We start from the raw sequence: 23994 nt of genomic DNA, 5'->3' as shown, positions 1-23994 counted from the left end.
GCAGCATAGTCGGCTCGTTGTCAGGTAATCTGGGCAGGAAAAGGCGCTGTTTGCGAGCAGAAGCTGCTACGGTTGCAAGCGCCTACAGGCCAAAAGGTTGAGATCAGCTGGGATGAGCGGACGATCCGCCATGTTTATGCCGAACTGGACGGCGGCTATGTGGAACTGCCGATAACCGGCGAGTATCCGGACGTTGGGGAGGCGGATTGGGAAGCCGCCAGGGCGAGGGTCAGGGGCTTGGGCAGGGCCTATCAGGCAGATGGCGGTCGCGCGGCGACCGCGCGGGCGATCGCGGCCGCCAATCAGGAAATCCATCGCGCCCGCGTTCGCACGAAGGAGGCAAGACGCCAGGCAAAGCGCCGGGAAGGGGAGGGGACGACGCTGGCGGACCTGCGGATCCCCCGAGAGCCCGAAAAACCGCCGGTTCAGTGGAAATCGGTCGCGGATCTGGGCGAGGATGACTGGTTGCAGGAGCGGATATGAGCGCCGCTGATACAGCGCCTTTGTCGGCACCATCCTCCGCATTCTGGATCGATTTTGCCGAAGCCCGCGACGCCGTCGAGACGATTGTCGACGTTGCCCATGACGATCCCGAGGAACGCCCAACCTGCATCGTGCTCACCGGCCAGTCCGGCATGGGCAAGACCTCGATCCTGCGCGAAACCCAGCGGCGCCTGGCCGAGGCATTTCCTGAGCCAGCCAGTTGGGGCGAGGCGCGGTATCAGCCCATGCTACGGACGGTCATTCCCTCGAGCCCGACCTCGCTGAAGATCAACCTCGCCTTGCTCTGGAAACAGGGCTGGCCGATCCGCTCGAACACGCACAAAACCGCCGATCTGAAGGTGGTGGATCTGCTTGCCGAACAGGGTACGAGGCTGGTTGCGATCGACAATGTTCACGTGATGCTGACGGCCAGCGGCGTCGCGCGCCGCGACACGCTTGATGCGTTCCGTTTCCTGATGAGCGCGGGCAATGTGCCCCTGGTCGTGGCGGGCCTCGAAGTCGCCCGGCAGATCTTTGCCGACGATGTCGAACTGGCGTACCGCTCGATCATGCTCCAATTGCCGTTATGGGCGCCAGGCGAACCCTCGCAGCGCCTGATCAGGGCGTTGGCCCGCGGGATGGGAATGGTAGAACCCGATCATCTGGCCGAACCGGCTTTTGCCGAGCGCATTTGGCGCGAAAGCGGCGGGGTCACCGGGAATTTCAAGCGGATCCTGCGCTGGTCTGGAAAGGTCGCCAAACGGCACGACCGTGCGCTGGTGACGCAAGACGATATCAGCCAGGCCTTGCAGTTCTTTACGCCCTACAGCCCGGAATGAGGGGGCAGGAAATCGAACCGTTGGCATTTCGGGTCAAACCGCTGCCCGAAGAATGTTTCGAATCCTGGTTGCGGCGCTTGGCTGAGCGTCATGACACCACCTCCAAAGCACTGTTTCACCATCTCGGGATCGACGCGGCTCTGGCCGGTCGTGACCTGGCCTCCTTGACCGCTGGCGTGCCGGAGCAGCGTCAAGTCATGGTTGAACGGCTGGCTTGGGCGACGATGGTACCCGAGGAGGCGGTTGTCGGGACGTTCGTGGGCTGCGGGAAGGCCGATCTCTTGCCACGGGCGCTGCGCTCGATTGGCTGCGCCCAGTGCTGGCATGAATGGCTGGTAGCCGGCGAGCCATGGCGGATCGAGCGGAGCTGGATTTTGCGCGTGGCGACCTGCTGCCAAACCCATATGTTGTTGCTGACCGATTTGCGGGGGATCATGGCGCTGGGACGCGTCAACGTCGCGCGGAGGTTGCTGGAGGAAAGGGTCGAGCGAACCCGCGCGGACATGGCGCGGTTTACTTTCGTCAAAACGCGTCTGACCTGGAGTTGGACCCTTTCGCGCGAGCATGTTCGCGGTCTTCGCCCCCGGACCGAGATCGTTTCGCCGCGCTATCGGGCGACGCTGGTCGGCAACCACTTCCATTATGCGCCTGCGCGCCACCTGCTCCTGGCGGCCGTCCACAGCACCGAAGGATTGGAAGCCGGGCAGTTGGAGCAGATTTTCCGCTTCGCGACGCGGCCCGCGCGCGTCGCGTCACCCGTCCGGGTGCGCCGCGGGGTCAAACCCAAATTATCGGACCTGATGACGACGATCGCAAGGATTGGCCTGCGGCAGCTTGAGCGAAAGCGACGGATGCTGGACGCGGTCGGCCAGCAATTGGAGCGAGCCAAGCGGAACTACGTTTTTGTGTATTCGCGGAATATGGCGCTCAAGTCGCGTGTGGCGCTGGCGCGTGAGGTGCGCCTCCGTCGCGCGGCCGCCAGTGCCGGGGCTGAGACGCTGACGCAGACCTGCTTGCGCGGTTTCCAGGAGGCGCTGTCCTATCTGAAAGAATCCGGGATGGCAGATGATGCGGTCCTGGTCGGGCATTGCGGCGGCGATCCATGGGCGGGCTGCCACGGTGACGTCGATCTTCTGCGGGCGCGGCTCAAGGAGCGTTTTGCTGATCCCCTCTTTCGGATCCCGCTCGATTTGGCGGGTTATCACCCTGGCAATCGTTGGGAATGACTGTCTAGGCTCAATTTTGCCCTCAGAGGCCCGTAGAGCTCAATGTCGGCATCTGGGCACCCATGACTACCCAAGGCGCGCTTTTCGCGCCCTAAGGGGCCTTTACGGGCAATTTAATTTTTCGTTCAAAACCAATCATTTGCCGCTATTTTTGGCCGATCGCCGGCGTGCCTGTCCAAACAACCTGTTCAGCGCGTCCAATGTCTCCTTCATCGGCTGTTGGGCCGATCCGGCGCTTGCGTTGCTGTGCGATTGACCAGCTCATGGCCGTGAGGCATCCGAGCGGGCCAACAAGCGGTCGAGATCGGCCATGGCCGCATCGTGTTCGGCATAAGGACTGTCGGGCAGTTCTTCATGCTCTGTCGCCGGGACAGTGGGCGCACGTCGGGGCGGCAAGGCCCGGACGACCGTCTGATGGCGGTGCAGGCTTGTTTCGGCCAGACCCGCATGGACGAGGGACGCCACGAGATCGCGCACGCCATTTTTCGAGACGGCGAGGGCCTGCTCGATCTGGAGCGGGCGCAGCGGCCCAAAGCCGGCGAGCAGCCGGTAAAGCAGCGGGGCGCGCGAGGTCGAGCGCAGGCCGGATAGGGGTTGCTGCATGTCCTGCACGCGCGCATGGGCCGCATCCAGTTGCTCGCAGAGGCGCTGCGCGGCTTGTCCGGCGGCCTGGGCGACGAGGATGGCCCGTTCGCGGGGCCACAATTCGGGCCGGAGCGCTTCGGCGCGCACGGTTCCGGGCAAGGGGAGGGGGCGGGCGCCAGGGTTGGCGCGGGCGATCAGGGGACCGGCCACGAGATCCAGCGCCCACAGCGCCATGCCGGGCCTGGTCTGCTCGAACACCATCGGTCCAGAGGGCAGGGCGAGCAGCTGCCGGTTCCGCTCAGGAGGGGCGAAATGCGGGGAATCTGCGGCCGCGCCATGCAGGCGATCGAGCGGGGTGAGCGGCCAGTCGTCCTCGTTCCCCCTGGCGAGGAGCTCGGCCAGCCTGGCCGCTTGTTCGACGGCGAACGCGGGTAGGATTTCAGGCGGCTCGCTCCGATCGTCGCGATCGAAGCGCGCTGCAGCGCGGATCTGCGCGGCCGCTTGCGCCAGCGGTGACCAGGCGCACAGGGAGAGTTCGGACAGCAGCGTGTCGGCGACCAGCGATGCGGGAGCTGTGGCCTGGACTGTGGTGTCCGGCACCGGTTCGAGGCCGCAGAACCACGGCGTAAACCAGCCTTCGGCACCCGGAAAACCAGAGTGGCCGAGGGCCTCGACGAGCAGGAGCCGGGTCAAGGCACAGCAGAAATGGTGCGCCACTTGCAGCGGCACATGGGCCAAGCGACCTTGGAGGTGGCCCCAGCTAAGCGAGGCCCGCACCCGCGCCGCCATGAGTGCGTCGAGGGGCGCGTCTTCGTCCGACTGGAGCGGATTCATGGGGATCAATGGCGCTGAAAGGTCCTGCATCTCTCAAGTCTAGTTAAATCGACTTCACTGCACCAGCCATGGCACGCCTTTTTATGAACTAACGATAATGGAGCCTTATCGATAGTGACTTCGATATTTTTGCCGCGATCTTCCGACGAAGTGTCGTTTTCCCAATAAGACCGGACTCCCCGCGCTCCGTGGCAGTGGGCGGGTTTTTCCCGATAAGGCCGGATTCTGTCCTAATAAGACCGGACTCTGGTCCAATAAGGCCGGACTGGAAGCCGTCGCAGATCCCTGATGCCATGCTCCTGCCGGTGCTGGATGGACGTTCTCGCCAGCGACAGAGTCTTGCACCGCGCAAGTCAGGTTCTATTCTGACCAAATGGGTTCCACAGATCACAGTCTGGTTATAGCGGCAAACGCGGTTGAGGCCAATGCAACGGCTTGCGAGTCCGGGACTAGGCTTGAAGCGACACAGTGAGCGCGAAATCCGCCTTGCCAGTGTCTGCGCGGGCACAGCGCCCGCCGAAGCCGAAAGCTGTGGTTTCCGAGGAGATCGTGACGGTGCTGGCGCCGGGCGAGGCCACACTGCCCCGGCGCCACTCCGGTTCCGCACAAGATCGCGAGGCCCAACTCGTCGCCTTGCTCCAGGAATTGACGGGGGAAGGCGCCGGCCTGGACGCGCTCGCCTTTCGCAAGAGCCTCGAGGCGCGGGCCCCCGCCAGCATCAAGGCGCTGGCGGTCGATCTCGACTGCTACGCGCGTTTCTCGGCGAAACAGAGCGGGATTGGCTTGCCCGCCAGCGAAACGCGGCTCGTGGCCTATATCGAGGATTGCGAGGCGCGGCGGCTCAAGCCCGCGACCGTTTCCAGGCGCCTGTCCTCGCTGGCGGTGGCCCATCACCTCCTCGGGCTTCCCAACCGGGTCGGTGCCGGCGTGGTCCGCGATGCGCTGCGGGGCCTGCGGCGCCGGGTCGGAGCCCACCAGCGCCAGGCCGGACCCTTGCGCTTTGGCGAAGGCATCGGGGAGCAAGCGGTCAAGGGGTTCACGCTGTCGGTCTTGCTCGAGGCCTGCGGTCGCGATGTCGTGGGGCTGCGCGATGCGGCGCTCTTGTCTCTGGGCTATGATGCGGGGCTGCGCGTGTCGGAGGTGGTGGCCGTTGAGCTTGAGCAGATCGAAGGCCAAGAGGACGGGTCCGGTCTGCTCGAGCTGGCGCGCTCAAAAACCGACCAGGAGGGGAAGGGGGCCTTTGTGTGGCTCTCGCCCGATACGATGCGGCGCGTGACCCTGTGGCGGGAAGCCGCCTCGATCCGGGGGGGAGTCCTGTTCCGCAGGGTGGTGGTGACCCGGACCAAGGCCCGCGCAGCGCGGCGCGAGCGCAGCATCGGCGATCTGGCCTTGCATGCGCTCGTCGATCGCGAGCGCATGGCGGCCCAGCCCGCGCGGTCGGCGAGTGCGACCTACAAAATTGGCAAGGATGCGCTGACCCCGGCGGCCGTGCGGCTGATCATCAAGCGCACCGCGCTGGCCGCGGCCGATCAGGGATTGGTCGATCTCATGGGCGTCCATCTGGACGAGGCGGTCAAGGCGCTCAGCACGCATTCGCTGCGGGTCGGGCTGACCCAGGATTTGTTTGCCAACGGCGAGGATGCGGGGCCGATCGCGCAGGCGTTGCGCTGGACCTCCACCGCGACCGCGCTCCGATACGGTCGCAAGCTGGCACCATCCTCGAACGCAGCCGCGCGCATGCTGAAAGGTGTCAGAAAATGATGCCGCTGCAGTAAAGTCTGTCTGTCAGACGAGAGCGACGTTGGGCAACTGATGCAGTCTTCTTTGTCCGTTCACAAAATTCGGGCATCCAGGCGAGAAATGGACGCGGTGCAAGACGCTATGGCTGCCGCCATTTGTGGGGTATAATCGGGGCCATAAGAGGCGGGCGAGGGCATGTCAGCCATGCCCAATAGTGAACTGAAAGCAAAGTTCAGTAAAGTATGCCCGGATGCCTAGTGTTGATAATGGATCGTTATCAACATTAGATGAACCGTGCTTGCGCTGTAGCAGCACGGCCACTATAATCAGGGGCCGATCAAATCTGAACCGTAGGAGTGCCGTCGTGGCTACTGCCGCCCATCATCCGCCGCGCCGCAAACAGCGCGCCATCACCATCCGCTCCGATCATGCGCTCAAGCGCCTCGAACTGCTCGCCCGCGACGGCCGCAGCCAGGTTGAAATTATCGAAGAGGCGCTGGACCGGATGCCGCTGCCAAAGGAAAAGGACCGAGACGCGTTCCTTGCGGAGATTAGGGCGATCCAAGCGCGCGTCCCCAAGCGAACATATCCGACCATGGCGGAGATTGACGCCGAGCTTTGGGACGAGGACGGGTTGCCCCGATGATCATTGATACTTCGGCGCTGATCGCGGTGCTGACGGGCGAGGAGGGCAGTGAGGCGCTGGTCGAGGCGATCGTCGCCGAACGAGGCGGAATTCCGGCACCCGCCATGGTTGAGTTTGTGCGTGTCGCGAGCAACCAGCGATTTGGTCTGCGGGCCGAAGCTGAGGATATGCTTGCCAAGTTCGAACGCCGCGGCTGCGCGACACTGGCGTTCACGCATGACCACGCGAGGATCGCAAACGAAGCCGAACCGCTTTACGGTTCTGGGAACGGCAATGGCGGACCGCTCAACCTGCTCGACCTTATGGTCTATGCTGTGGCCAGAGAACGCGGCGAGCCGCTGCTGTGCACGGGCAAGGATTTCGCGGTGACGGATATCGCGCTTCACAAGGCCAGTCGGCCTTGGTGAAAGTGGACCAAGAAGCCTGAATGCGCTCGCGGCCAACGGCTAGAGCACGGAGAAGTCAATGGACGAACATGCCGCAGAAGGTAAGCTCACCGCGCTGGTAACGGATTATGCGCGAAGCCGGGCAGTTGCCGTATCGCGCGGAGAAGAAACGCCGGGGTTGGCGGCATTGCTCGTCGGCCGCTACGGCCGCGGCATCTACGACGCGGCGGACGTGCTGCTCGGGAGGCCAGCCGCGCAGCGCATCGTCGAGATCCTCGATCGCGAGGTGATGGCGATCGACCCCGAATGGCGGCGCCACGATCAGGATCGTTGGAGGGCGCGTCCTGCCGATCTGACAGGGGGCGCGTGACGAGACGCTCCCGATGACGCTTTCGGCAGCCATGGACGTGCGCGATGGCGCTGTGCTCGACTTGGTGGTGCGCGACGTGCGCGACCTGGTCGGTGCATCTGCGCCGATCGATGCGGAACTTGTGTCTGCTGCCGTCCGGGGCTGGTCGCATAATACACGCCGCGCGTTCCGATCGGACCTGACCATCTGGGGACAATGGTGCCGCCGCAATCGCCTCGACCCGCCGTCGGCCAAGCCACACGACGTCTCCCGCTGGGTTCGATCGCTTGCTGGGCTCGAGCTGTCCGACGAAACGATTCGGGCGATGGCGACGATTGAACGCTACATCGTAAACGTCGGTTGGGCATACCGAATGGCGGGCATTGCCGATCCCACCGCCGCACCGCTGGTCAAGCTCGAGATGAAAGCGGCGCGCAAATCGCTCGGCGTCCGCCAGCGCCAGGCGCGCGCGCTGCGCTTCAAGGGTGACATCGCGGATCTCGACAGCCCGCCGTCGGGCGTTTGCCTTGTCCATCTCCTGAAGGCATGCCGTCGGGACGAGCTGGGCTTGCGGGACGCCGCCCTGCTGCGCGTGGCCTATGACGCCGGGGCGCGCCGGTCCGAGTTGGTGGCGATCGAGGTCGGACATATCGAAGGGCCGGACAGCGATGGCGCGGGCACGCTGTTCATTCCGTCGAGCAAGACCGACCGGGAAGGGGAGGGGGCCTATGCCTATCTTTCGCCTGCGACGATGGATGCGATCGCGAGATGGCGCGAGAAGGCAGGCATCCGCAAAGGACCGCTGTTCCGCCGGGTCGAAACGCATTTTGATGGGTCGGTCGCGGCGATCGGCACCGAACGGCTGCACCCCAACAGCATCACGCTCATCTACAGGCGGGTCATTCGGGCCGCCTGGGCAAAGAAGCTGCTCGGGCCGATCTCGGAAGCGGAGCTGGAGGGGGCCGGTGAGAGAATGTTCGAAAACGTACGCTAAGCATCCCGACCGTTCCGATGGAGGCGGAGCGGCCTGAACCGCTCGCGGGGCTTGTCCATCTCGCTCCACAGATAGTCGCCAGTGAGGCCGATATGCTCCCAGCCCAATGGCGCGACATGGGCAAGCAGTTCGTCCAGCACCTCGACACCGCTGGCGCGCAAATGCCGGACGGCGCGGTCGAGATAGACGGTGTTCCAGAGCGTGACGGCCGCGGTGAGCAGGGTCAGGCCAGAGGCACGATGGCGCTGGTTCTCGAAGGTGCGGTCGCGCAGTTCGCCGAGGCGGTTGAAGAAGATGGCGCGGGCGAGCGCGTTGCGGGCCTCACCCTTGTTGAGGATGCTGCCGGTGCGACGCCGCTGTTCGGGATCGTCGAACCAGTCGAGCATGAACAGTGTGCGCTCAATCCGCCCGATCTCACGCAGCGCGCGGGCGACGGGGTTTTGACGCGGGAAACCCGCCAGCTTGCGCAGCATGACCGAGGCACTGACGGTGCCGGCGCGGATCGAGGCGGCGAGCCGCAGCGTCTCGTCCCAATCCTCTTCGATCGCGCGAACGTTGACCGGGCCCGCGACAAGTTGGCGCAGCGTCGGCCAAGGATCGAGCGACGACAGGCTATACAGGCGGCGTTCGTTGAGGTCGCGAATACGCGGTGCGAAGCGGAAGCCGAGCAGATGGCACAAGCCGAAGACATGATCGACCGCCCCGGCGGTATCGGTCGCATGTTCGCGGATCACCAGTTCACTCTCATGATCGAGCAGGCCGTCGAGGACATGCGCGGCCTCGCCAGCATTGGCGGCTATGACCTTGGTATGGAACGGCGTGAAGCGGTCGGTGACGTGGGTGTAGAACAGCACGCCGGGTTCGCTGCCGTAGCGGGCGTTGCGATCGGCGCGCGCCTCGCCCTGACCGCCGGCGCGGAAGAACTGCCCGTCCGAGGACGATGTGTCGCCCGGTCCCCAGACCTGGGCGAGCGGATGCGCGGTGTGGCAGTCTACGATCGCCGCCAGCGCCGACAGGTACGTTTCATCGCGCACATGCCATTCCGCAGTCCAGCGCAGGCGTGACAATGTCAGCCCACGCGAGCTTTCCGCCATGCGCCCGAGGCCGAGATTGGTCGCATCGGCGAGGATCGACCCCATCAGCGCGGACTGGTCAGAGGCCGGCTCGCCACTGCGGGCATGAACGAAACGGTCGGCAAAGCCCGACCACGCGGCGACCTCAACCAGCAGGTCCGTAATGCGGACACGCGGCAGCATCGCGTAGAGCCGGGCCTTCAGCGCCTCGGCATCGTCGGACGGAGATCGCCGGATCGGCGAGATCAACAACTGCCCGCGCTCGATCGTTACGTCGACCAGTTCGCCGGCCGCGGCTGCGCGCTCCACCTCGGTCATGCGCTGGGTCAGCATCGCGCGCCGTTCCTCATACCATTGAGAAAAACGGGACGGCACGGCGAGGCGCAGATCGCTATCGGTGCGCATCGTCTCAAAGGCGGGCACCGGCAGCAGGTAATCGTCCAGCGTGCGATAGGCGCGGCTGCCATCTACCCAGATGCTGCCTGATCCGAGCCGTTCGCGCAGGTGGACGATCACCGCGATCTCATAGGCGCGGCGGTCGATTGTCCCTTCGGCCGGCTGCACGACCTTGTGCCAGCGTGGCTTGATGAAGCTGGTCGGCACACGCTTCGGCAGGACCGATCGGCCGTCGCGGTACATCGTTCGCAGCGCCTCGATCGCGCCGAGCAGCGGATCGCCCGATCTCGCGGTCCGGAAGGTGAAGGCGGCGAGGAAGGTCGGGGCGAACCGCCGCACGGCAGGGTAGCGTTCGACCACTTCCTCCAGACCGTCATCGGCCGCACGCGTCAGATCCTCGGCGAAGCGGATGCTGCGTTCGAGCTGATCCCAGCCCACCCGGTCATCGATCGTGCGAAAGGCGTCGCGTCCGCTCGCGCGTGCATCGACCAGCAAGCGGCCGAGCCGGACATGAAAGCGCGCCGTGTCTTTCAGCATCCGTGCCTGCCCGAGCAGCCGGTCGGACCGGGTACGGTCGGCGCGGCGGAACAGCGCCCCCACCATCTTCTCGACCATGACCAAGGCGGCATCGGTCAGCGCCGCCTCCATCTCGATCATGGAGGCGACCAGCATCGCGAGTCGGCGCGGGCGTTCGAGACGCCGGAGGTGTTGCGCAGTGACGATGCCGGCGGTCCGGGCGATGACGGCATAGCGGGCGGCATGGATACGTCGTGCCCGATCGGTTGCGATCCCGATGCCGCGCACCGCGTCGAGCCGTTCGACGATCCCCTTCAGGTTCGACGCCGATGGCGCTTCCGGCCATTCGCGTAGCCATCCCAGACGGGTGCGACCATTGTAGGGGTCACTACACGAAAGTGACGTATCTGCACGCTAAGGGAGAACGGAGGGCGAACATCACGCGGCGAGCAGGGAACTGACGGCGCGCAGGGGGCGCAGGGCATCCGGATCAGGCCGATCTTCGACATTCCAGCTATAGTCGCCGGTCAGCGAGATATGCTCCCAGCCCAATGGCGCGATGTGGCGTGCAATCTCGTCGGGCGTTGCGATGTCAGCCAACGCCATTTCGAGATAGCGGGTGTTCCACAGGATGATGGCGGCGACGAGCAGGTTGAGGCCGGATGCGCGATAGGTCTGGTTCTCGAACCGCCGATCGCGCAGTTCGCCGAGCTGGTTGAAGAAGAGCGCGCGAGCGAGCGCGTTGCGGGCTTCACCCTTGTTGAGGCCCGCCTGGGTGCGCCGGCGCAGATCGATGTCGCGCAGCCAGTCGAGCATGAAGATCGAGCGTTCGAGGCGGCCAAGCTCGCGCAGCGCGAGGGCCAGTCCATTCTGTCGCGGATAGGCGGACAGGCGGCGCAGCATCGCCGAAGCGGTGACGGTGCCGGTACGGATCGATGTGGCGAACCGCAGCAGTTCGTCCCAATGCGCGGCGACATGACCCAATGCGATCGGCTCGGCCGTCATGCCGCCGAGCAAGGGGCCAGATTCCTGGCCAGGCAGGAGGTGCAAGCGACGCTCCTTGATGTCGCGCAGGCGCGGGGCGAAGCGGTAGCCGAAGAAGGGCATGAGGCCGAACACATGGTCCGATGCTCCACCCGTATCGGTGTAGTGCTCCTCGATCGTCAGGCCCGTCTGGTGATACAGCAAGCCATCCAGCACATAGGGCGCTTCGCCGGCAGTCGCCGCAATCACCCGGCTCGCAAAGGGATCATATCGATCCGAGACATGGGTGTAGAAGGCGACGCCCGGTTCGTTGCCGCTGCGCGCGTTGATGTCGCCGATCGCGGCCCCACGACCCCCGGCATGAAATTGTTGTCCGTCGCTCGACGAGGTGGTGCCGTCTCCCCACAGCGCGGCGAGCGGCATGGTGCGATGGGCGTCGATCAGTCTTCCCAGCGCTTCACCATAGGCGGCCTCGCTGATGTGCCAGTCGTGAAGATGGGCGAGCTGGCGCAAACTTGCGCCCCGACAGGTTTCCGCCATGCGCGTGAGGCCGAGATTGATGCCATCGGCAAGGATGACGGTGAGCAAAGCATTGCGATCGTCGACCTGCCGGCCCGAACGCCGATGGATGAAACATTCGCTGAACCCGGTCCAGGCATCGACCTCAAGCAGGAGATCGGTGATCTTCACGCGCGGCAGCCGATCATAGGCGGCGCGACGGGCCATCTCGGTGGCGGGCGGCGTTGCCGCCTTCAGCGGCGAGATGATGAGGCCGTTTTCGTCAAGTCTGACCTGGGGCAGTTCGCCCTGTCGCGCGAGGACCGTTACCTGTTCGATCGCCGTATCGAGCCTGGTGCGCCTTTCCTCGATATGGCGCTCAAAGTCCGTTTCGATGGCGAGCGGCAGCGGCCCCTTCTCGCGAAGCGCCGCGTAGGTGGCCGGTGGTATGAGGTAGCTGTCGAAATCACGAAACTGGCGGCTTCCCGCGACCCATATGTCTCCCGCTCGCAGCCGCTCGCGTAGCTGGGACAAGGCGCATAGTTCATATGCGGCACGGTCGATGATGCCATCCCGCAGGACGAACGGCCGCCATGCTGATGGTACAAAGCGCAGCGGCACGCGATCAGGCAAGCGCCGTTTGCCGGTCCGGTATAGCTCCGCGATAATGGCCAGCGCCGACAGGAGTCCCTGCACCGCGCCGGCGCCGCGAAATTCAAAGGTGTTGAGAAGGGGGCCGGCAAAGAGCTTTACCGTGCGATGCCGATCAATCAATTCAGCGGTGCGATCGACGGTTTCCGGTCGCCCGAGCACTTCGGCTTGCTCGACCGCCATGGCGAAGCGCTGCCAGTCCAGCGCCTCGATCTGCGCCAGCGAGTCCACGCCGTTGGTATGCGCGTCGATGAGGATACGGCAAGACCCTGTGAGCGTCCGGAGATGGCCCTGCAGCTCGCGCACCGTCTTGAGGGCTTTGTCGCGGGTCCGGTTTTCGGCGCGGCGCACCATGCTGCCCAACAGCTTGTCGAACATCGTCAGGGCCGCGTCGGTCAGGCTTTCCTCAAGGCGGATGCCGGTTGCCGCCAGCGTCGCATGTCGGCGCAGGGCATTGAGTTCGCCAAAATGCTGGGGCGTGATGCGGCTGCCCTCGTCCGCCAGCCTGTCAAAAGTCGAAGCCGGGATCATGTCGGCCCGACCGCGATCGAGGCCCAGTGCGCGGACATAGGCGAGCCGTTCGATCAGGCGCAGGATGTTGCGCGCTGCCGGCGACTGTGGCGCATTGCGTAGCCAGGATAGCCATGTGGTGGCCTGCCCCGACCGTCGCGCCAGCAAATCGTCCAGGCCCTGTAGTGTGTCGGGCAGCAGGCCATTTGTGAGCACTTCATAGGTAAGCTGTTCAGCTTGCTGGCGAGCCCGTCGCAGTACCGCTTCGAGAATCGACGAAGAAGGCAGGAGGATCTGCCGACGGCGGAGTTCATCGACGATGACCCCTGCCATCTGGCCGGGATGGATGATGGTCTGCGCGATCGGGATCGAGAAGGCGACAACTTCACGGAAGGCGTCGCGGTCGAAGATCCTGAACCCGTGCGATCGTCGGATTTCAACGAGATACTCGCGACGGGTCTGGTCCCGATGAGCATAGGCCGCAAAGGCTTCGGGCGCGACACCAAGTTGGCGGGCCACATAAGCGAGCACGGGTGCGGGCGGGACTTCGCCCGCTTCCAGCGCACGGCCAGGCCATCTCATGGTGAGCAGGAGCATCGCGAAACCGAGCCGGGTGGCATCGCCGCGACGGCGGCCGACAAATTCCAGATCGTCGCTGGTCAGCGTATAGTGACGTGCAATCTCGCGCTCATCGAGCGGCGCGTCATAATGCCCCGCCCAGATTTCCGGGCTCACCAGTCGCCGCCTCGCCAACATCATCTCCTTCTCTGTGCCTGTCCGTCAGACGGTCCTCTGGCGGCCAGGATGAATATGTCCGTCAACTCTGGACCTGTGATGGCGATTCGGACAAGATCGCAAAATGATGGGAAAACGGACACGATCGGGCAGCATGTGGCGCTGATCGGCTATGCGCGCGTCTCGACCGCAGACCAGAAGCTGGCGCTCCAGCTCGACGCGTTGAGCGCTGCCGGTTGCGATCGCATATTCGACGATTATGCATCTGGAGCAAAAGCCGATCGGCCCGGCCTGGCCGAGGCGCTCACCTATCTGCGTACCGGCGACACGCTGGTGGTCTGGAAACTCGATCGTCTTGGGCGTTCGATGAGCCACCTGATCGAGAAAGTCGGCGAGCTGGCGGCGCGCGGCGTGGGTTTCCGCTCGCTCACCGAGCAGATCGATACCACCACGTCAGGCGGGATGCTGGTATTCAACATCTTCGGCTCGCTTGCCCAATTCGAGCGCGATCTGATCCGGGAACGCACCCATGCTGGCCTGCGAGCCGCGCGCGAGCGCGGTAGTCAGGGCGGTCGCCGCCCTGTCGTCACTCCCGACAAGCTGCGCAAGGCGCGGGCGCACATCGCAGCGGGCCTAACTGTTCGTGAGGCGGCGGCTCGGCTCAAGATCGGGAAAACCGCCCTGTACAAGGCTCTGGAAAGCGCATGAAACCGCTGCCGATCCAGAACTCGTGGGTGCTGGTTACAGGGGCCTCAACCGGTTTGGGCAGGGCGTCAGGCTCTGTTGCAAAAATCGTGAAGCTTGAGCATGCTTGGCGGAGATTGGACGGACGGAACGATGACGGATTTCAAGTGGCGCCATTTCCAGGGTGATGTGATCCTGTGGGCGGTGCGCTGGTATTGTCGCTATCCGATCAGCTATCGCGACCTTGAGGAAATGCTGGCGGAACGCGGCATTTCGGTCGACCATACGACGATCTATCGCTGGGTCCAGTGCTACGCCCCGGAGATGGAGAAGCGGCTGCGCTGGTTCTGGCGGCGTGGCTTTGATCCGAGCTGGCGCCTGGATGAAACCTACGTCAAGGTGCGGGGCAAGTGGACCTACCTGTACCGGGCAGTCGACAAGCGGGGCGACACGATCGATTTCTACCTGTCGCCGACCCGCAGCGCCAAGGCAGCGAAGCGGTTCCTGGGCAAGGCCCTGCGAGGCCTGAAGCACTGGGAAAAGCCTGCCACGCTCAATACCGACAAAGCGCCGAGCTATGGTGCAGCGATCACCGAATTGAAGCGCGAAGGAAAGCTGGACCGGGAGACGGCCCACCGGCAGGTGAAGTATCTCAATAACGTGATCGAGGCCGATCACGGAAAGCTCAAGATACTGATCAAGCCGGTGCGCGGTTTCAAATCGATCCCCACGGCCTATGCCACGATCAAGGGATTCGAAGTCATGCGAGCCCTGCGCAAAGGACAGGCTCGCCCCTGGTGCCTGCAGCCCGGCATCAGGGGCGAGGTGCGCCTTGTGGAGAGAGCTTTTGGCATTGGGCCCTCGGCGCTGACGGAGGCCATGGGCATGCTCAACCACCATTTCGCAGCAGCCGCCTGATCGGCGCAGAGCGACAGCCTACCTCTGACTGCCGCCAATCTTTGCAACAGAGCCTTTAATGTCGTCGCTCATGTCGGTCTCTCCTATTGTCCTGCGCGGGTGATCGGCGTCGCCGCGTCTGTGGTTTGTTCGGATCTTAGAAAATGAGCCGGTTCCGGATTATGCTGGGCGCAATCGCCGGACAAACGCCGCAATCGCCGCGCCAATCTCGTCCGGACTGTCCTCCTGGATGAAATGGGCGCCTGCGACCGTGATTTCGGTCTGGTTTGGCCATGTGCGGCAGAAGTCGCGCAGTCGGCCCGTGGTCAGGTGACCCGGCTCGGCGTTGATGAAGAGTTTCGGAATCGGGCTTTCGCTGAGCCAGCCGGCATAGTCCCGGACGATCGCGACCACGTCGGCCGGGGTGCCTGCGATCGGGATTTGGCGAGGCCAAGACAGGGTCGGTCGACGGGCTTCGCCGGCGGCGAGGAAGGGCTCGCGATAGGCGGCCATCTCCGCTTCGCTTAAGGGGCGCAGGATCAATCCGGGGAGAACTTGTTCGACAAAAACATTGTCCTGCAACACCAATTCTTCGCCCGCCTGCGAGCGAAAGGCCTGAAACAGATCGCGATCCTGTTCGGGAAAATCCGCCCATTCGAGCGGCATGGCGACCGCTTCCATATAGGCAATCCCCTGTACACGCTCGCGGTGGCGGCGGGCCCAGTCGAAGCCGAGGACGGACCCCCAGTCATGCACGACCAGAACAACCCTGTCCCCGAGATCGAGCGCCTCCCACAGCGCGTCGAGATAGTCACGATGCTCGGCATAGGCATAACGCTCGGGCCCCGACGGATCGAGCTTGTCCGAATCGCCCATGCCGATCAGGTCACAGGCGATCAGCCGTCCCAGCCCGGCGCAATGCGGCATGATATTGCGCCACAGATAGGACGACGTCGGATTGCCGTGCTGGAAGAGGATCGGATCGCCGGTCCCTTCATCGATATAGGCCATGCGCCGGCCCTTGATCTCAATGAATTTCTTCTCGCCAAATGGCTTTGCGCCGAGGCTCATCGATATTCTCCTTGAGCGATTTTCTGGTCTGCCCGGTCGGCGATGCATATCGCATGATGAATATCATGTCAATCGAGGAATCGTTCTAGCCATTGCCGTCGAGCGGAGAGTTGCTGCCGGAGCATCGATGGATGACGGCGTAGGCCACGCAGGCGCCTCTCAGGCGGTAGCTTTCCTTAGCCCCGGGCGCATCCGAAAGATCGAGGAAGGTTTTGTGAGTCGGATACCAGACCGCGAGAATCTCATCGATATGTTGAGTGCCCACGGCCTGGCCAAACACGGGCGTGCACCACAGGATCCGCGCGCCCACCGCCGCTTCCTGCGTGTAGCGGTTCAAATTCATCATCAGGACCGGCCCGTCGTTGCCGCTCTCGACGATCTCGCGGAGGCTCTGTTGCAAAAATCGTGAAGCTTGAGCATGCTTGGCGGAGATTGGACGGACGGAACGATGACGGATTTCAAGTGGCGCCATTTCCAGGGTGATGTGATCCTGTGGGCGGTGCGCTGGTATTGTCGCTATCCGATCAGCTATCGCGACCTTGAGGAAATGCTGGCGGAACGCGGCATTTCGGTCGACCATACGACGATCTATCGCTGGGTCCAGTGCTACGCCCCGGAGATGGAGAAGCGGCTGCGCTGGTTCTGGCGGCGTGGCTTTGATCCGAGCTGGCGCCTGGATGAAACCTACGTCAAGGTGCGGGGCAAGTGGACCTACCTGTACCGGGCAGTCGACAAGCGGGGCGACACGATCGATTTCTACCTGTCGCCGACCCGCAGCGCCAAGGCAGCGAAGCGGTTCCTGGGCAAGGCCCTGCGAGGCCTGAAGCACTGGGAAAAGCCTGCCACGCTCAATACCGACAAAGCGCCGAGCTATGGTGCAGCGATCACCGAATTGAAGCGCGAAGGAAAGCTGGACCGGGAGACGGCCCACCGGCAGGTGAAGTATCTCAATAACGTGATCGAGGCCGATCACGGAAAGCTCAAGATACTGATCAAGCCGGTGCGCGGTTTCAAATCGATCCCCACGGCCTATGCCACGATCAAGGGATTCGAAGTCATGCGAGCCCTGCGCAAAGGACAGGCTCGCCCCTGGTGCCTGCAGCCCGGCATCAGGGGCGAGGTGCGCCTTGTGGAGAGAGCTTTTGGCATTGGGCCCTCGGCGCTGACGGAGGCCATGGGCATGCTCAACCACCATTTCGCAGCAGCCGCCTGATCGGCGCAGAGCGACAGCCTACCTCTGACTGCCGCCAATCTTTGCAACAGAGCCCCCATTTGAACTTCACTCCTGGTACGACTTGTTTGGGTGCGGCCTTACGCCAGATAACGCAGCGCCGCGGGGCAATCATGGGTCGCGAGCATCGGGACTTCGCTGGCGCGCGCCGGGCCGACCGCCGAAAGGATCAGGGTCGATCCGAACAGGACGGAGGCGATGACGACGGACAGGAACTGGCCGATTTCGCGAACGCTGTTGCTTTGCTTTTCCATGGTAAACTCCTGAACCTTGGCCTTCATTGACGTGCCGCTTGATGGGTCAGCGGCTTCGCTTTCCGACTTTGCAGAAGGCGTGCCAATTTTCGGAAATGGCGGAGTTGCGCCGTTTTTTACGGTTGTCCAAGAATAGCTCTTGCCGAAAGGTGGGAAATTTCACCATAAGTTGGGGCATGGAGAAAAATACCCAGTTCGTCGGCCAGTCGCTGGCCTTTCTGGATGCGGTCGAGCAGGCCGGGCGGGCGGCGGAACTCAACCGGCCGATCCTGGTGATCGGGGAGCGCGGCACCGGCAAGGAACTGATTGCCGAGCGCCTCCACCGCCTGTCGCCGCGCTGGGACGGGCCGCTGATCATCATGAACTGCGCGGCGCTGCCCGAAACGCTGATCGAGGCGGAACTGTTCGGGCATGAGCAGGGCGCCTTCACCGGCGCGGCGCGGACACGGGCCGGGCGGTTCGAGGAAGCCGATGGCGGCACGCTGTTCCTGGACGAGCTGGGCACGCTGTCCATGGCGGCGCAGGAACGGCTGCTGCGCGTGATCGAATATGGGGAGGTCACGCGGATCGGGGCATCGAAGCCGCTGACCGTGGATGTGCGGATCGTGGCGGCGACCAATGAGGATTTGCCAGCCGCCGCCGATGCCGGGCGGTTCCGGCCCGATCTGCTGGACCGGCTGAGTTTCGAGGTGATCACCTTGCCCCCGCTGCGAGGGCGGGAGGGGGATGTCCCGGTGCTGGCCGATCATTTCGGACGGCGCATGGCGGCGGAGATCGCCTGGCCGCAATGGCCCGGCTTTTCCGCCGCCTGCATGGCCGAGCTGGAAGCGCATGACTGGCCCGGCAATGTGCGCGAATTGCGCAATGTGGTGGAGCGGGCCGTCTATCGCTGGAACGACCCGACCCGGCCGATCGCGGCGATCGTGTTCGATCCCTTCGCCTCGCCCTGGAAGCCCAAGCCGTTGATGTCCGGGAAGGCGGTGGTCGAAGCTGCGCCCATGGGCTCACCGGCTGCCGTAGCGAACGGTCATGACGCGATCACCGACCTCAAATCCGCCGTGGATGCGCATGAGGCGGCGATCGTGCGGGCGGCGCTGGAGCGTTTCCGTTATAATCAACGTGCGACGGCGAAGGGATTGGGGCTGACCTATGACCAGCTTCGCCATTGCATGAAGAAGCATGGGTTGAGCGCGGGGTAGGGAAAACGTGCTCCTGCGAAGGCAGGAGCCCAGTTCAGATGGCGGGACTGGGCTCCTGCCTTCGCAGGAGCACTCAATCTTCTACCGCGTCGGCACAGGTTCCGCGCCGGAATAGTCATAGAAGCCCTTGCCCGTCTTGCGGCCCAGCCAGCCAGCCTCGACATACTTCACCAACAGCGGTGCAGGGCGATATTTCGGGTCGCCGGTCGTGTTCTGAAGCACCTTGCAGATCTCCAGACAGGTATCGAGACCGATGAAATCCGCCAGCGTCAGCGGCCCCATCGGATGGTTGAGGCCCAGCATCACGCCCTTGTCGATATCGACCACGCTGCCCACGCCCTCGCCCAGCGCGAAGATCGCTTCGTTGAGCATCGGCAAAAGGATGCGGTTCACCACGAAGCCCGGCGCGTCGAAGGCATGGACCACCTGCTTGCCCAGGCTCGCGGCGAAGCGCTCCACCGCCGCCACGGTTTCAGCGCTGGTGGCAAGTCCGCGGATAACCTCGACCAACGCCATCACCGGCACGGGATTGAAGAAATGCACGCCCACGAAGCGGCCCGCATCCGGCGCTGCCTGCGCCAGCCGCGTGATCGGAATGGAGGAGGTGTTCGACGCCAATATCGCATCGTCCGCCAGCAATGCGCCGACATTGGCGAAGATGGCGCGCTTGATCTCCTCGCGCTCGGTCGCGGCTTCGATCACCAATTGGCAAGCCGCAAGCGGCGCGACTTCGCCCACCGGCGTGATCCGGGCGATGGCGGCGTCGGCGTCAATCTGCGCCAGCTTGCCCTTTTCCACCGCTTTGGCGAACTGGCGGATGATGCCGTCGCGGCCCTTTTGCGCGCGGGGCAGGTCAACATCGGACAGGATCACTTCATAGCCCGCCTGCGCCGCCACCTGCGCGATGCCCGCGCCCATCTGACCCGCGCCGATCACGCCCACTGTCCGAATATCCGTCATTCCCGAAACCCTCCTGCACTAAAATCGCTCGTCGCCAGCCCCCGTAGCGCCATGACAGGCGGGCCGCCAGAGCTTCCGGGCCGGGCGAAAGCGGACGGAAAGCCCTGGACGGTCGGCGGAGCGCTTTTCTTTCGGTCATTTCCGGCTTTGCGCCGCGCCTGCTTGATGGTTAAAAGCCCCGGCATGTCCGTTTCAGACCTGCTGCCCGCGCCGGCGACCGGAAGGTTCATCGCCGCCGTGCATCATTTTCCATTGCGCGTCTATTTCGAGGATACGGATTTGTCCGGCCTCGTCTATCACGCCAATTATCTGCGCTATATGGAGCGGGCGCGGTCGGACATGCTGCGCATCGCCGGGATCGACCAGCGCGGCAATCTGGAGGGGGGAGAGGGCGTCTATGCCGTCACCGACCTGCAACTCCACTATCGCCGCCCCGCGCGGCTGGACGACGTCCTGATGGTGGTGAGCCGCGTGACGAAGGTCGGCGCGGCTTCATGTTCCATTCATCAGACGGTCATGCGCGATGAGGAATTACTGACGCAAGGCACGGTTTCCGTCGCCTTTCTGACGCCCCAGGGCCGCCCGCGCCGGCAACCCAAGCCCTGGATCGACATTTTCAGCCGTTTGATGAGAGGGGAAGACATCAACCCATGAGCCTTTCGATGCCCGACGTTGGCCTTGCTGTCGGCACCGCCGCGCAAGCCGCCACCATTTCGCCGCTGGCCCTGTTCCTTCAGGCCGACATCGTCGTGAAGGTGGTGATGCTGGGCCTGCTGCTGGCCAGCATCTGGACCTGGGCGATGATCATCGGCTTCAGCTTCACGCTGCGCAAGGCCAGCAGGCAGAGCGCCGCCTTCGAACGCGATTTCTGGAAGGCGGAGGATATCGACCGCTTCTACGAAGCGCGCGGCAAGTCCGAATTTCCCGCCGCCAAGGTGATGGCCGCAGGCGTCACCGAATGGCGCCGCTCGACCGCGCAGAAGGTGATCGACCGCGACGGAACGCGCGACCGCCTGTCCACCGCCATGACCAGCACCATCGGCGCGGAGGTCGACCGGCTGTCGGATCGGCTGAACATCCTGGCCACCATCGGATCGGTCGCGCCGTTCGTCGGTCTATTCGGCACCGTCTGGGGCATCATGCGCGCCTTCACCTCCATCGCGGCGGAACAGAACAGCAGCCTCGCGGTCGTGGCGCCGGGCATTGCGGAGGCATTGTTCGCCACCGCCATCGGCCTGTTCGCGGCGATCCCGGCGGTGATCGCCTATAATCGGTTCAGCCATGGCATCAACCGGATGGAGGCCGGGCTGACGCGCTTTGCCGACAATTTCTATTCGACGCTCAGCCGCGAGTTGGAGGCGCAGCGGTGACGATGTTGTCCTTCAACACCGTCATCCCAGCGGAAGCTGGGATCTCAGGCCGGATAGGGCGGCGCTTGAGGCACGAGATCCCAGCTTCCGCTGGGATGACGGAGGGGCGGTTATAATGGCCATGTCCGGTCCTCCATCCGGTCGCCGTGGCCGTCATCGCGCGCCGATGGCGGACATCAACGTCACGCCGCTGGTCGACGTCATGCTGGTGCTGCTGATCATCTTCATGGTGACCGCGCCGCTGCTGGTGACCGGCGTACCGGTGAACCTGCCCGAAACCCGCGCCAAGGGGCTGGATCAGGACCAGAAGCCCACCGTGGTGTCGATCGACCGTGACGGCGGCGTCTTCATCGATGACACGCAGATCAGCGATGCCGAACTGCCCGGCCGCCTGGCCGAGATCATGTCCGCGAACGCCGGCAAGGCGCAGCCGCCGCAGATCTTCCTGCGCGCCGACAAGGGGCTGGACTATGGCCGGGTGATGCTGGTCATGGGCGAGTTGAACCGTGCAGGCCTGAACAAGGTCGCACTGGTCAGCACCGGCACGGAGCAAGGGTCCGCTGTCAGCAGCGGTTCAGAATAGGGGCCATAGGTCTTGCCCATGGATCGCGCGGAGAAAATCGGCCTTGGCGTGGCGACGGCGGGACATGTCCTGCTGTTCGGCCTGCTCTCGTCCGGTTTTCTGGCTACACCCAACCCCTTGAAGCTCAATTCGCCGCCGATGGACGTCAGCCTGGTGGATGAGGTCGCGCTGAAATCCATGGCACCGCAGGTCTCGACCCAGCCGCCGCCGCCCAGCGTCGCGCCGGAACAAGGCCCGACCGAGGATGCCTCACCCGCGCCCGCGCCGGAACCAGCACCCCAGCCCGAACCAACCCCGGCGCCGCCCGCGCCACCCAAGCCGGTGGCGAAGCCTGCGCCACCCAAACCCACGCCCGCGCCGCCGAAGAAGGACGTGCCCGCAGCCAAGCCCAAGCCGAAACCCGCGCCCGAAAAGCCAAAGCCCGCTGCCGCCGCGCCCGCCAAGGCATCGCAAAAGCCAGCGGCCAAGCCGAAGCCCGACTCCCCCAACCGCGCCTCAGGGCAGGGCAAGGCGGACAAGCCCAAGGGATCGCTGCTGGGCAAGGATTTCCTCAAGGGCATCAATGCGGAGGACGACGCCCCGCGCAAGCCCGCGCCGCCGCCCGCCGCCGCCATGGGTCCGGCGCAGAAGGCCGCGCTGGACGCGGAAATCCGCCGTCAGCTCAAGCCCTATTGGAAATCCCCGAGCGGCGCGGACATCGAGCAGCTCCGCACCTTCGTCGACGTGCAGCTTTCCCGCGACGGATCACTGGCGGGCCAGCCGCAGGTCGTGAACACGACCGGCATCACCGCCAGCAACCGCGCGCAGGTGACGCTGCATCAGGAACTGGCGGTAAAGGCGATCCGCCTCGCCGCGCCTTTCAAGCTGCCGCCCGATCTTTATGATGGCTGGAAATCCCTCCGCATCTCCTTCGACAAGAGGCTATCGCAATGACGCCACCCTTCATGACCGGAAAGGCTCGGGCCGCATTTGGGGCCACGCTGGGGGCGCTGCTGCTGGCGTTCGCGCCCGCCGTTTCGGCACAGCTCAGCGTCGACGTGACGGACGAATCCTCCTCCAACCTCAAGATCGTCGTCCCCGCGCTGCCCGCGCAGGCGGAAGTCTCGACGCCCGCAGGCGGCTCGACCGAACTGGGCCGCAAGATCGCGGAAGTGATCGCCGCCGACCTCAAGGGGTCGGGCCTGTTCGATCCCTCCGGCCCCAACGGCATCCCGACCATCGCCTTTCCCGAAGTCACCAGTCCCGCCTATGACAAATGGGGCGCCTATCAGGCGCTGGTGCAGGGTTTCGTGCGCACCACGGGCGGCGAGGCGGACATCACCGTCGGCTGCTATCTCTACGACGTGGCGCTGAAGCAGGAATTGACGCGGCAGGGCTATGTCGTCGCCCCCCGCGACTGGCGCCGGGCCGCGCATAAATGCGCCGACGCCATCTATGCGCGGCTGTCGGGCGAAAGCCCCTTCTTCGACAGCCGCATCGCCTATATCGCGGAAAGCGGCCCCAAGGGGAACCGCACCAAGCGCCTCGCCATCATGGATTCGGACGGCGCCAACCACCGCTTCATCACCAATGGCCAGTCGATCGCGCTGACCCCGCGCTTCGCGCCCGATTACAAGTCGATCGTCTATGTGAGCTACCTGAACAACCGGGTGCGCATCTACATTTACGACATCGGCACCGGACGGCAGCGGCTGGTGACGGAGAGCAACAACCCGACCTTCGCGCCGCGCTGGTCGCCCGACGGACGCAACATCCTCTTCTCCATGGCGATCGCGGGCAATACCGACGTCTATCGCGTCTCCGCCACCGGCGGCGCACCAGTGCGCCTGACCACGGCGCCGGGCATCGATGTCGGCGGCAGCTATTCGCCCGACGGCCGCCAGATCGTGTTCGAAAGCGACCGTTCCGGCAGCCAGCAGGTCTATGTCATGAACGCCGACGGTTCGGGCCAGCGCCGGATCAGCCATGGCGGCGGCCGCTATGCGACGCCCGAATGGAGCCCCCGCGGCGACCTGATCGCCTTCACCAAGATTTCGGGCGAATTCAAGATCGCGGTGATGACGCCCACGGGCGACAATGAGCGCATCCTGACCAATGGCTGGCAGGACGAGCAACCGAGCTGGTCGCCCAATGGCCGCGTGCTGCAATTTTTCCGCACCACGCCGGGCCGCGACGGCAACAGCCAGGTGTGGCAGGTCGACCTGACCGGCGTGAACGAGCGGCGGATACCCACGCCCTTGAGCGGCTCCGACCCGGCCTGGGGTCCGCTACTGCCTTAATCTGCATCATGATCGGAACCG

23 protein-coding genes and 1 pseudogene are annotated in these 23994 nt (G+C 64.4%); 17 read left to right on the top strand and 7 right to left on the bottom strand.

Annotation, left to right across the window (positions count from 1 at the left end; genetic code table 11):
• Positions 1-72 precede the first annotated feature (72 nt).
• The 3 genes from K426_RS01190 to K426_RS01180 are packed head-to-tail and all read left to right on the top strand — an operon-like array spanning position 73 to position 2548.
• Positions 73-483 carry a hypothetical protein gene (locus tag K426_RS01190; RefSeq protein WP_066553245.1) on the top strand — a complete coding sequence of 137 codons (411 nt, stop codon included), beginning with the start codon at positions 73-75 and terminating at the stop codon, positions 481-483.
• On the top strand, positions 480-1322 hold the full coding sequence (locus tag K426_RS01185; protein WP_066553243.1) for a TniB family NTP-binding protein: 843 nt from the start codon (positions 480-482) through the stop codon (positions 1320-1322). Before K426_RS01190 ends, K426_RS01185 begins: the two co-directional genes overlap by 4 nt.
• A complete protein-coding gene (locus K426_RS01180; protein WP_066553241.1) occupies positions 1319-2548 on the top strand; it encodes a TniQ family protein in 1230 nt (409 codons plus the stop codon). Before K426_RS01185 ends, K426_RS01180 begins: the two co-directional genes overlap by 4 nt.
• 261 nt (positions 2549-2809) lie before the next feature.
• Here the strand turns inward: K426_RS01180 and K426_RS01175 are convergent, their stop codons facing one another.
• Entirely contained in the window at positions 2810-3997 is a 1188-nt protein-coding gene (locus tag K426_RS01175) for a hypothetical protein (RefSeq protein ID WP_066553236.1), read from the bottom strand.
• A 501-nt stretch (positions 3998-4498) separates the two neighbouring features.
• On the opposite strand from K426_RS01175, the gene K426_RS01170 reads away from it, so the two are divergent.
• The 5 genes from K426_RS01170 to K426_RS01150 all read left to right on the top strand — a co-directional run bounded on the left by K426_RS01170 (position 4499) and on the right by K426_RS01150 (position 8082).
• On the top strand, positions 4499-5728 hold the full coding sequence (locus K426_RS01170) for a tyrosine-type recombinase/integrase (RefSeq protein WP_237229874.1): 1230 nt from the start codon (positions 4499-4501) through the stop codon (positions 5726-5728).
• 343 nt (positions 5729-6071) lie between these two features.
• Complete coding sequence (locus tag K426_RS01165; protein ID WP_020819380.1) at positions 6072-6353, top strand: hypothetical protein; 282 nt, start codon at positions 6072-6074, stop codon at positions 6351-6353.
• Positions 6350-6760: a type II toxin-antitoxin system VapC family toxin gene (locus K426_RS01160; protein WP_020819379.1), complete on the top strand. Its 411-nt coding sequence runs from the start codon at positions 6350-6352 to the stop codon at positions 6758-6760. The genes K426_RS01165 and K426_RS01160 overlap by 4 nt, the downstream gene beginning before the upstream one ends.
• Before the next feature lie 58 nt (positions 6761-6818).
• Complete coding sequence (locus tag K426_RS01155) at positions 6819-7109, top strand: hypothetical protein (RefSeq protein ID WP_020819378.1); 291 nt, start codon at positions 6819-6821, stop codon at positions 7107-7109.
• A gap of 13 nt (positions 7110-7122) precedes the next feature.
• The gene (locus K426_RS01150) at positions 7123-8082 is read left to right on the top strand and encodes a site-specific integrase (protein ID WP_237229873.1); all 960 of its coding nucleotides are present in this window, start codon (positions 7123-7125) and stop codon (positions 8080-8082) included.
• Here K426_RS01150 and K426_RS01145 read toward each other — a convergent pair.
• Positions 8079-10445, bottom strand: a pseudogene (locus tag K426_RS01145) (Tn3 family transposase); the annotation flags it as partial. The gene K426_RS01150 and the pseudogene K426_RS01145 sit on opposite strands and share 4 nt — an antisense overlap.
• A 60-nt stretch (positions 10446-10505) precedes the next feature.
• Positions 10506-13463 carry a Tn3 family transposase gene (locus K426_RS01140; protein ID WP_031286075.1) on the bottom strand — a complete coding sequence of 986 codons (2958 nt, stop codon included), beginning with the start codon at positions 13461-13463 and terminating at the stop codon, positions 10506-10508.
• A gap of 138 nt (positions 13464-13601) precedes the next feature.
• Here K426_RS01140 and K426_RS01135 point away from each other — a divergent pair, with 138 nt between their 5' ends.
• Positions 13602-14153 carry a recombinase family protein gene (locus K426_RS01135; RefSeq protein WP_041386225.1) on the top strand — a complete coding sequence of 184 codons (552 nt, stop codon included), beginning with the start codon at positions 13602-13604 and terminating at the stop codon, positions 14151-14153.
• Between the two features lie 129 nt (positions 14154-14282).
• The gene (locus K426_RS01130; RefSeq protein ID WP_001389365.1) at positions 14283-15047 is read left to right on the top strand and encodes an IS6-like element IS6100 family transposase; all 765 of its coding nucleotides are present in this window, start codon (positions 14283-14285) and stop codon (positions 15045-15047) included.
• 159 nt (positions 15048-15206) lie between these two features.
• On the opposite strand, the gene linB is transcribed toward K426_RS01130, so the two are convergent.
• Both linB and K426_RS01120 read right to left on the bottom strand, forming a co-directional pair.
• Positions 15207-16097: a haloalkane dehalogenase gene (gene linB, locus K426_RS01125; protein ID WP_066553228.1), complete on the bottom strand. Its 891-nt coding sequence runs from the start codon at positions 16095-16097 to the stop codon at positions 15207-15209.
• 85 nt (positions 16098-16182) lie between these two features.
• Positions 16183-16569 carry a hypothetical protein gene (locus tag K426_RS01120; RefSeq protein ID WP_235181721.1) on the bottom strand — a complete coding sequence of 129 codons (387 nt, stop codon included), beginning with the start codon at positions 16567-16569 and terminating at the stop codon, positions 16183-16185.
• Between K426_RS01120 and K426_RS01115 the strand changes: the two genes are divergently transcribed.
• Positions 16546-17310, top strand: coding sequence for an IS6-like element IS6100 family transposase (locus K426_RS01115; protein ID WP_001389365.1), 765 nt, complete (start codon positions 16546-16548; stop codon positions 17308-17310). The two genes, K426_RS01120 and K426_RS01115, sit on opposite strands and share 24 nt — an antisense overlap.
• A gap of 98 nt (positions 17311-17408) precedes the next feature.
• Here K426_RS01115 and K426_RS32045 read toward each other — a convergent pair whose 3' ends face one another.
• Complete coding sequence (locus K426_RS32045) at positions 17409-17582, bottom strand: hypothetical protein (RefSeq protein WP_169576121.1); 174 nt, start codon at positions 17580-17582, stop codon at positions 17409-17411.
• Between the two features lie 176 nt (positions 17583-17758).
• Between K426_RS32045 and pspF the strand changes: the two genes are divergently transcribed.
• The gene (gene pspF / locus K426_RS01105; protein ID WP_066553225.1) at positions 17759-18781 is read left to right on the top strand and encodes a phage shock protein operon transcriptional activator; all 1023 of its coding nucleotides are present in this window, start codon (positions 17759-17761) and stop codon (positions 18779-18781) included.
• Positions 18782-18862: 81 nt separating this feature from the next.
• On the opposite strand, the gene K426_RS01100 is transcribed toward pspF, so the two are convergent.
• A complete protein-coding gene (locus K426_RS01100; RefSeq protein WP_066553223.1) occupies positions 18863-19741 on the bottom strand; it encodes a 3-hydroxybutyryl-CoA dehydrogenase in 879 nt (292 codons plus the stop codon).
• Positions 19742-19924: 183 nt separating this feature from the next.
• Here K426_RS01100 and ybgC point away from each other — a divergent pair, with 183 nt between their 5' ends.
• From ybgC to tolB, 5 genes are all read left to right on the top strand, one after another.
• Positions 19925-20395: a tol-pal system-associated acyl-CoA thioesterase gene (gene ybgC / locus K426_RS01095; RefSeq protein WP_066561246.1), complete on the top strand. Its 471-nt coding sequence runs from the start codon at positions 19925-19927 to the stop codon at positions 20393-20395.
• On the top strand, positions 20392-21111 hold the full coding sequence (gene tolQ, locus K426_RS01090; RefSeq protein ID WP_066553221.1) for a protein TolQ: 720 nt from the start codon (positions 20392-20394) through the stop codon (positions 21109-21111). Before ybgC ends, tolQ begins: the two co-directional genes overlap by 4 nt.
• A gap of 115 nt (positions 21112-21226) precedes the next feature.
• Positions 21227-21694, top strand: coding sequence for a protein TolR (tolR, locus tag K426_RS01085; protein ID WP_066553219.1), 468 nt, complete (start codon positions 21227-21229; stop codon positions 21692-21694).
• Positions 21695-21712: 18 nt separating this feature from the next.
• Entirely contained in the window at positions 21713-22627 is a 915-nt protein-coding gene (locus K426_RS01080; RefSeq protein WP_066553211.1) for a TonB C-terminal domain-containing protein, read from the top strand.
• An 11-nt stretch (positions 22628-22638) separates the two neighbouring features.
• Complete coding sequence (gene tolB / locus K426_RS01075; protein ID WP_237229871.1) at positions 22639-23973, top strand: Tol-Pal system beta propeller repeat protein TolB; 1335 nt, start codon at positions 22639-22641, stop codon at positions 23971-23973.
• The last annotated feature ends 21 nt before the right edge of the window (positions 23974-23994 follow it).

Origin of the sequence: Sphingobium sp. TKS (assembly GCF_001563265.1) — a bacterium.
Classification (GTDB): domain Bacteria; phylum Pseudomonadota; class Alphaproteobacteria; order Sphingomonadales; family Sphingomonadaceae; genus Sphingobium.
Note: the sequence above shows the minus strand (reverse complement) of the source record. Positions and strands in the feature narration are given on the sequence as shown.

Bases quoted from the DNA above. Each gene is read 5' to 3' on its own strand.
- K426_RS01185 (WP_066553243.1), top strand. From the start codon at position 480: ATGAGCGCCGCTGATACAGCGCCTTTGTCGGCACCATCCTCCGCATTC.
- K426_RS01180 (WP_066553241.1), top strand. From the start codon at position 1,319: ATGAGGGGGCAGGAAATCGAACCGTTGGCATTTCGGGTCAAACCGCTG.
- K426_RS01175 (WP_066553236.1), bottom strand. From the start codon at position 3,997: ATGCAGGACCTTTCAGCGCCATTGATCCCCATGAATCCGCTCCAGTCG.
- K426_RS01160 (WP_020819379.1), top strand. From the start codon at position 6,350: ATGATCATTGATACTTCGGCGCTGATCGCGGTGCTGACGGGCGAGGAG.
- K426_RS01155 (WP_020819378.1), top strand. From the start codon at position 6,819: ATGGACGAACATGCCGCAGAAGGTAAGCTCACCGCGCTGGTAACGGAT.
- K426_RS01150 (WP_237229873.1), top strand. From the start codon at position 7,123: ATGACGCTTTCGGCAGCCATGGACGTGCGCGATGGCGCTGTGCTCGAC.
- K426_RS01130 (WP_001389365.1), top strand. From the start codon at position 14,283: ATGACGGATTTCAAGTGGCGCCATTTCCAGGGTGATGTGATCCTGTGG.
- linB (WP_066553228.1), bottom strand. From the start codon at position 16,097: ATGAGCCTCGGCGCAAAGCCATTTGGCGAGAAGAAATTCATTGAGATC.
- K426_RS01115 (WP_001389365.1), top strand. From the start codon at position 16,546: ATGACGGATTTCAAGTGGCGCCATTTCCAGGGTGATGTGATCCTGTGG.
- K426_RS01120 (WP_235181721.1), bottom strand. From the start codon at position 16,569: ATGGCGCCACTTGAAATCCGTCATCGTTCCGTCCGTCCAATCTCCGCC.
- K426_RS32045 (WP_169576121.1), bottom strand. From the start codon at position 17,582: ATGGAAAAGCAAAGCAACAGCGTTCGCGAAATCGGCCAGTTCCTGTCC.
- pspF (WP_066553225.1), top strand. From the start codon at position 17,759: ATGGAGAAAAATACCCAGTTCGTCGGCCAGTCGCTGGCCTTTCTGGAT.
- K426_RS01100 (WP_066553223.1), bottom strand. From the start codon at position 19,741: ATGACGGATATTCGGACAGTGGGCGTGATCGGCGCGGGTCAGATGGGC.
- ybgC (WP_066561246.1), top strand. From the start codon at position 19,925: ATGTCCGTTTCAGACCTGCTGCCCGCGCCGGCGACCGGAAGGTTCATC.
- tolQ (WP_066553221.1), top strand. From the start codon at position 20,392: ATGAGCCTTTCGATGCCCGACGTTGGCCTTGCTGTCGGCACCGCCGCG.
- tolR (WP_066553219.1), top strand. From the start codon at position 21,227: ATGGCCATGTCCGGTCCTCCATCCGGTCGCCGTGGCCGTCATCGCGCG.
- K426_RS01080 (WP_066553211.1), top strand. From the start codon at position 21,713: ATGGATCGCGCGGAGAAAATCGGCCTTGGCGTGGCGACGGCGGGACAT.
- tolB (WP_237229871.1), top strand. From the start codon at position 22,639: ATGACCGGAAAGGCTCGGGCCGCATTTGGGGCCACGCTGGGGGCGCTG.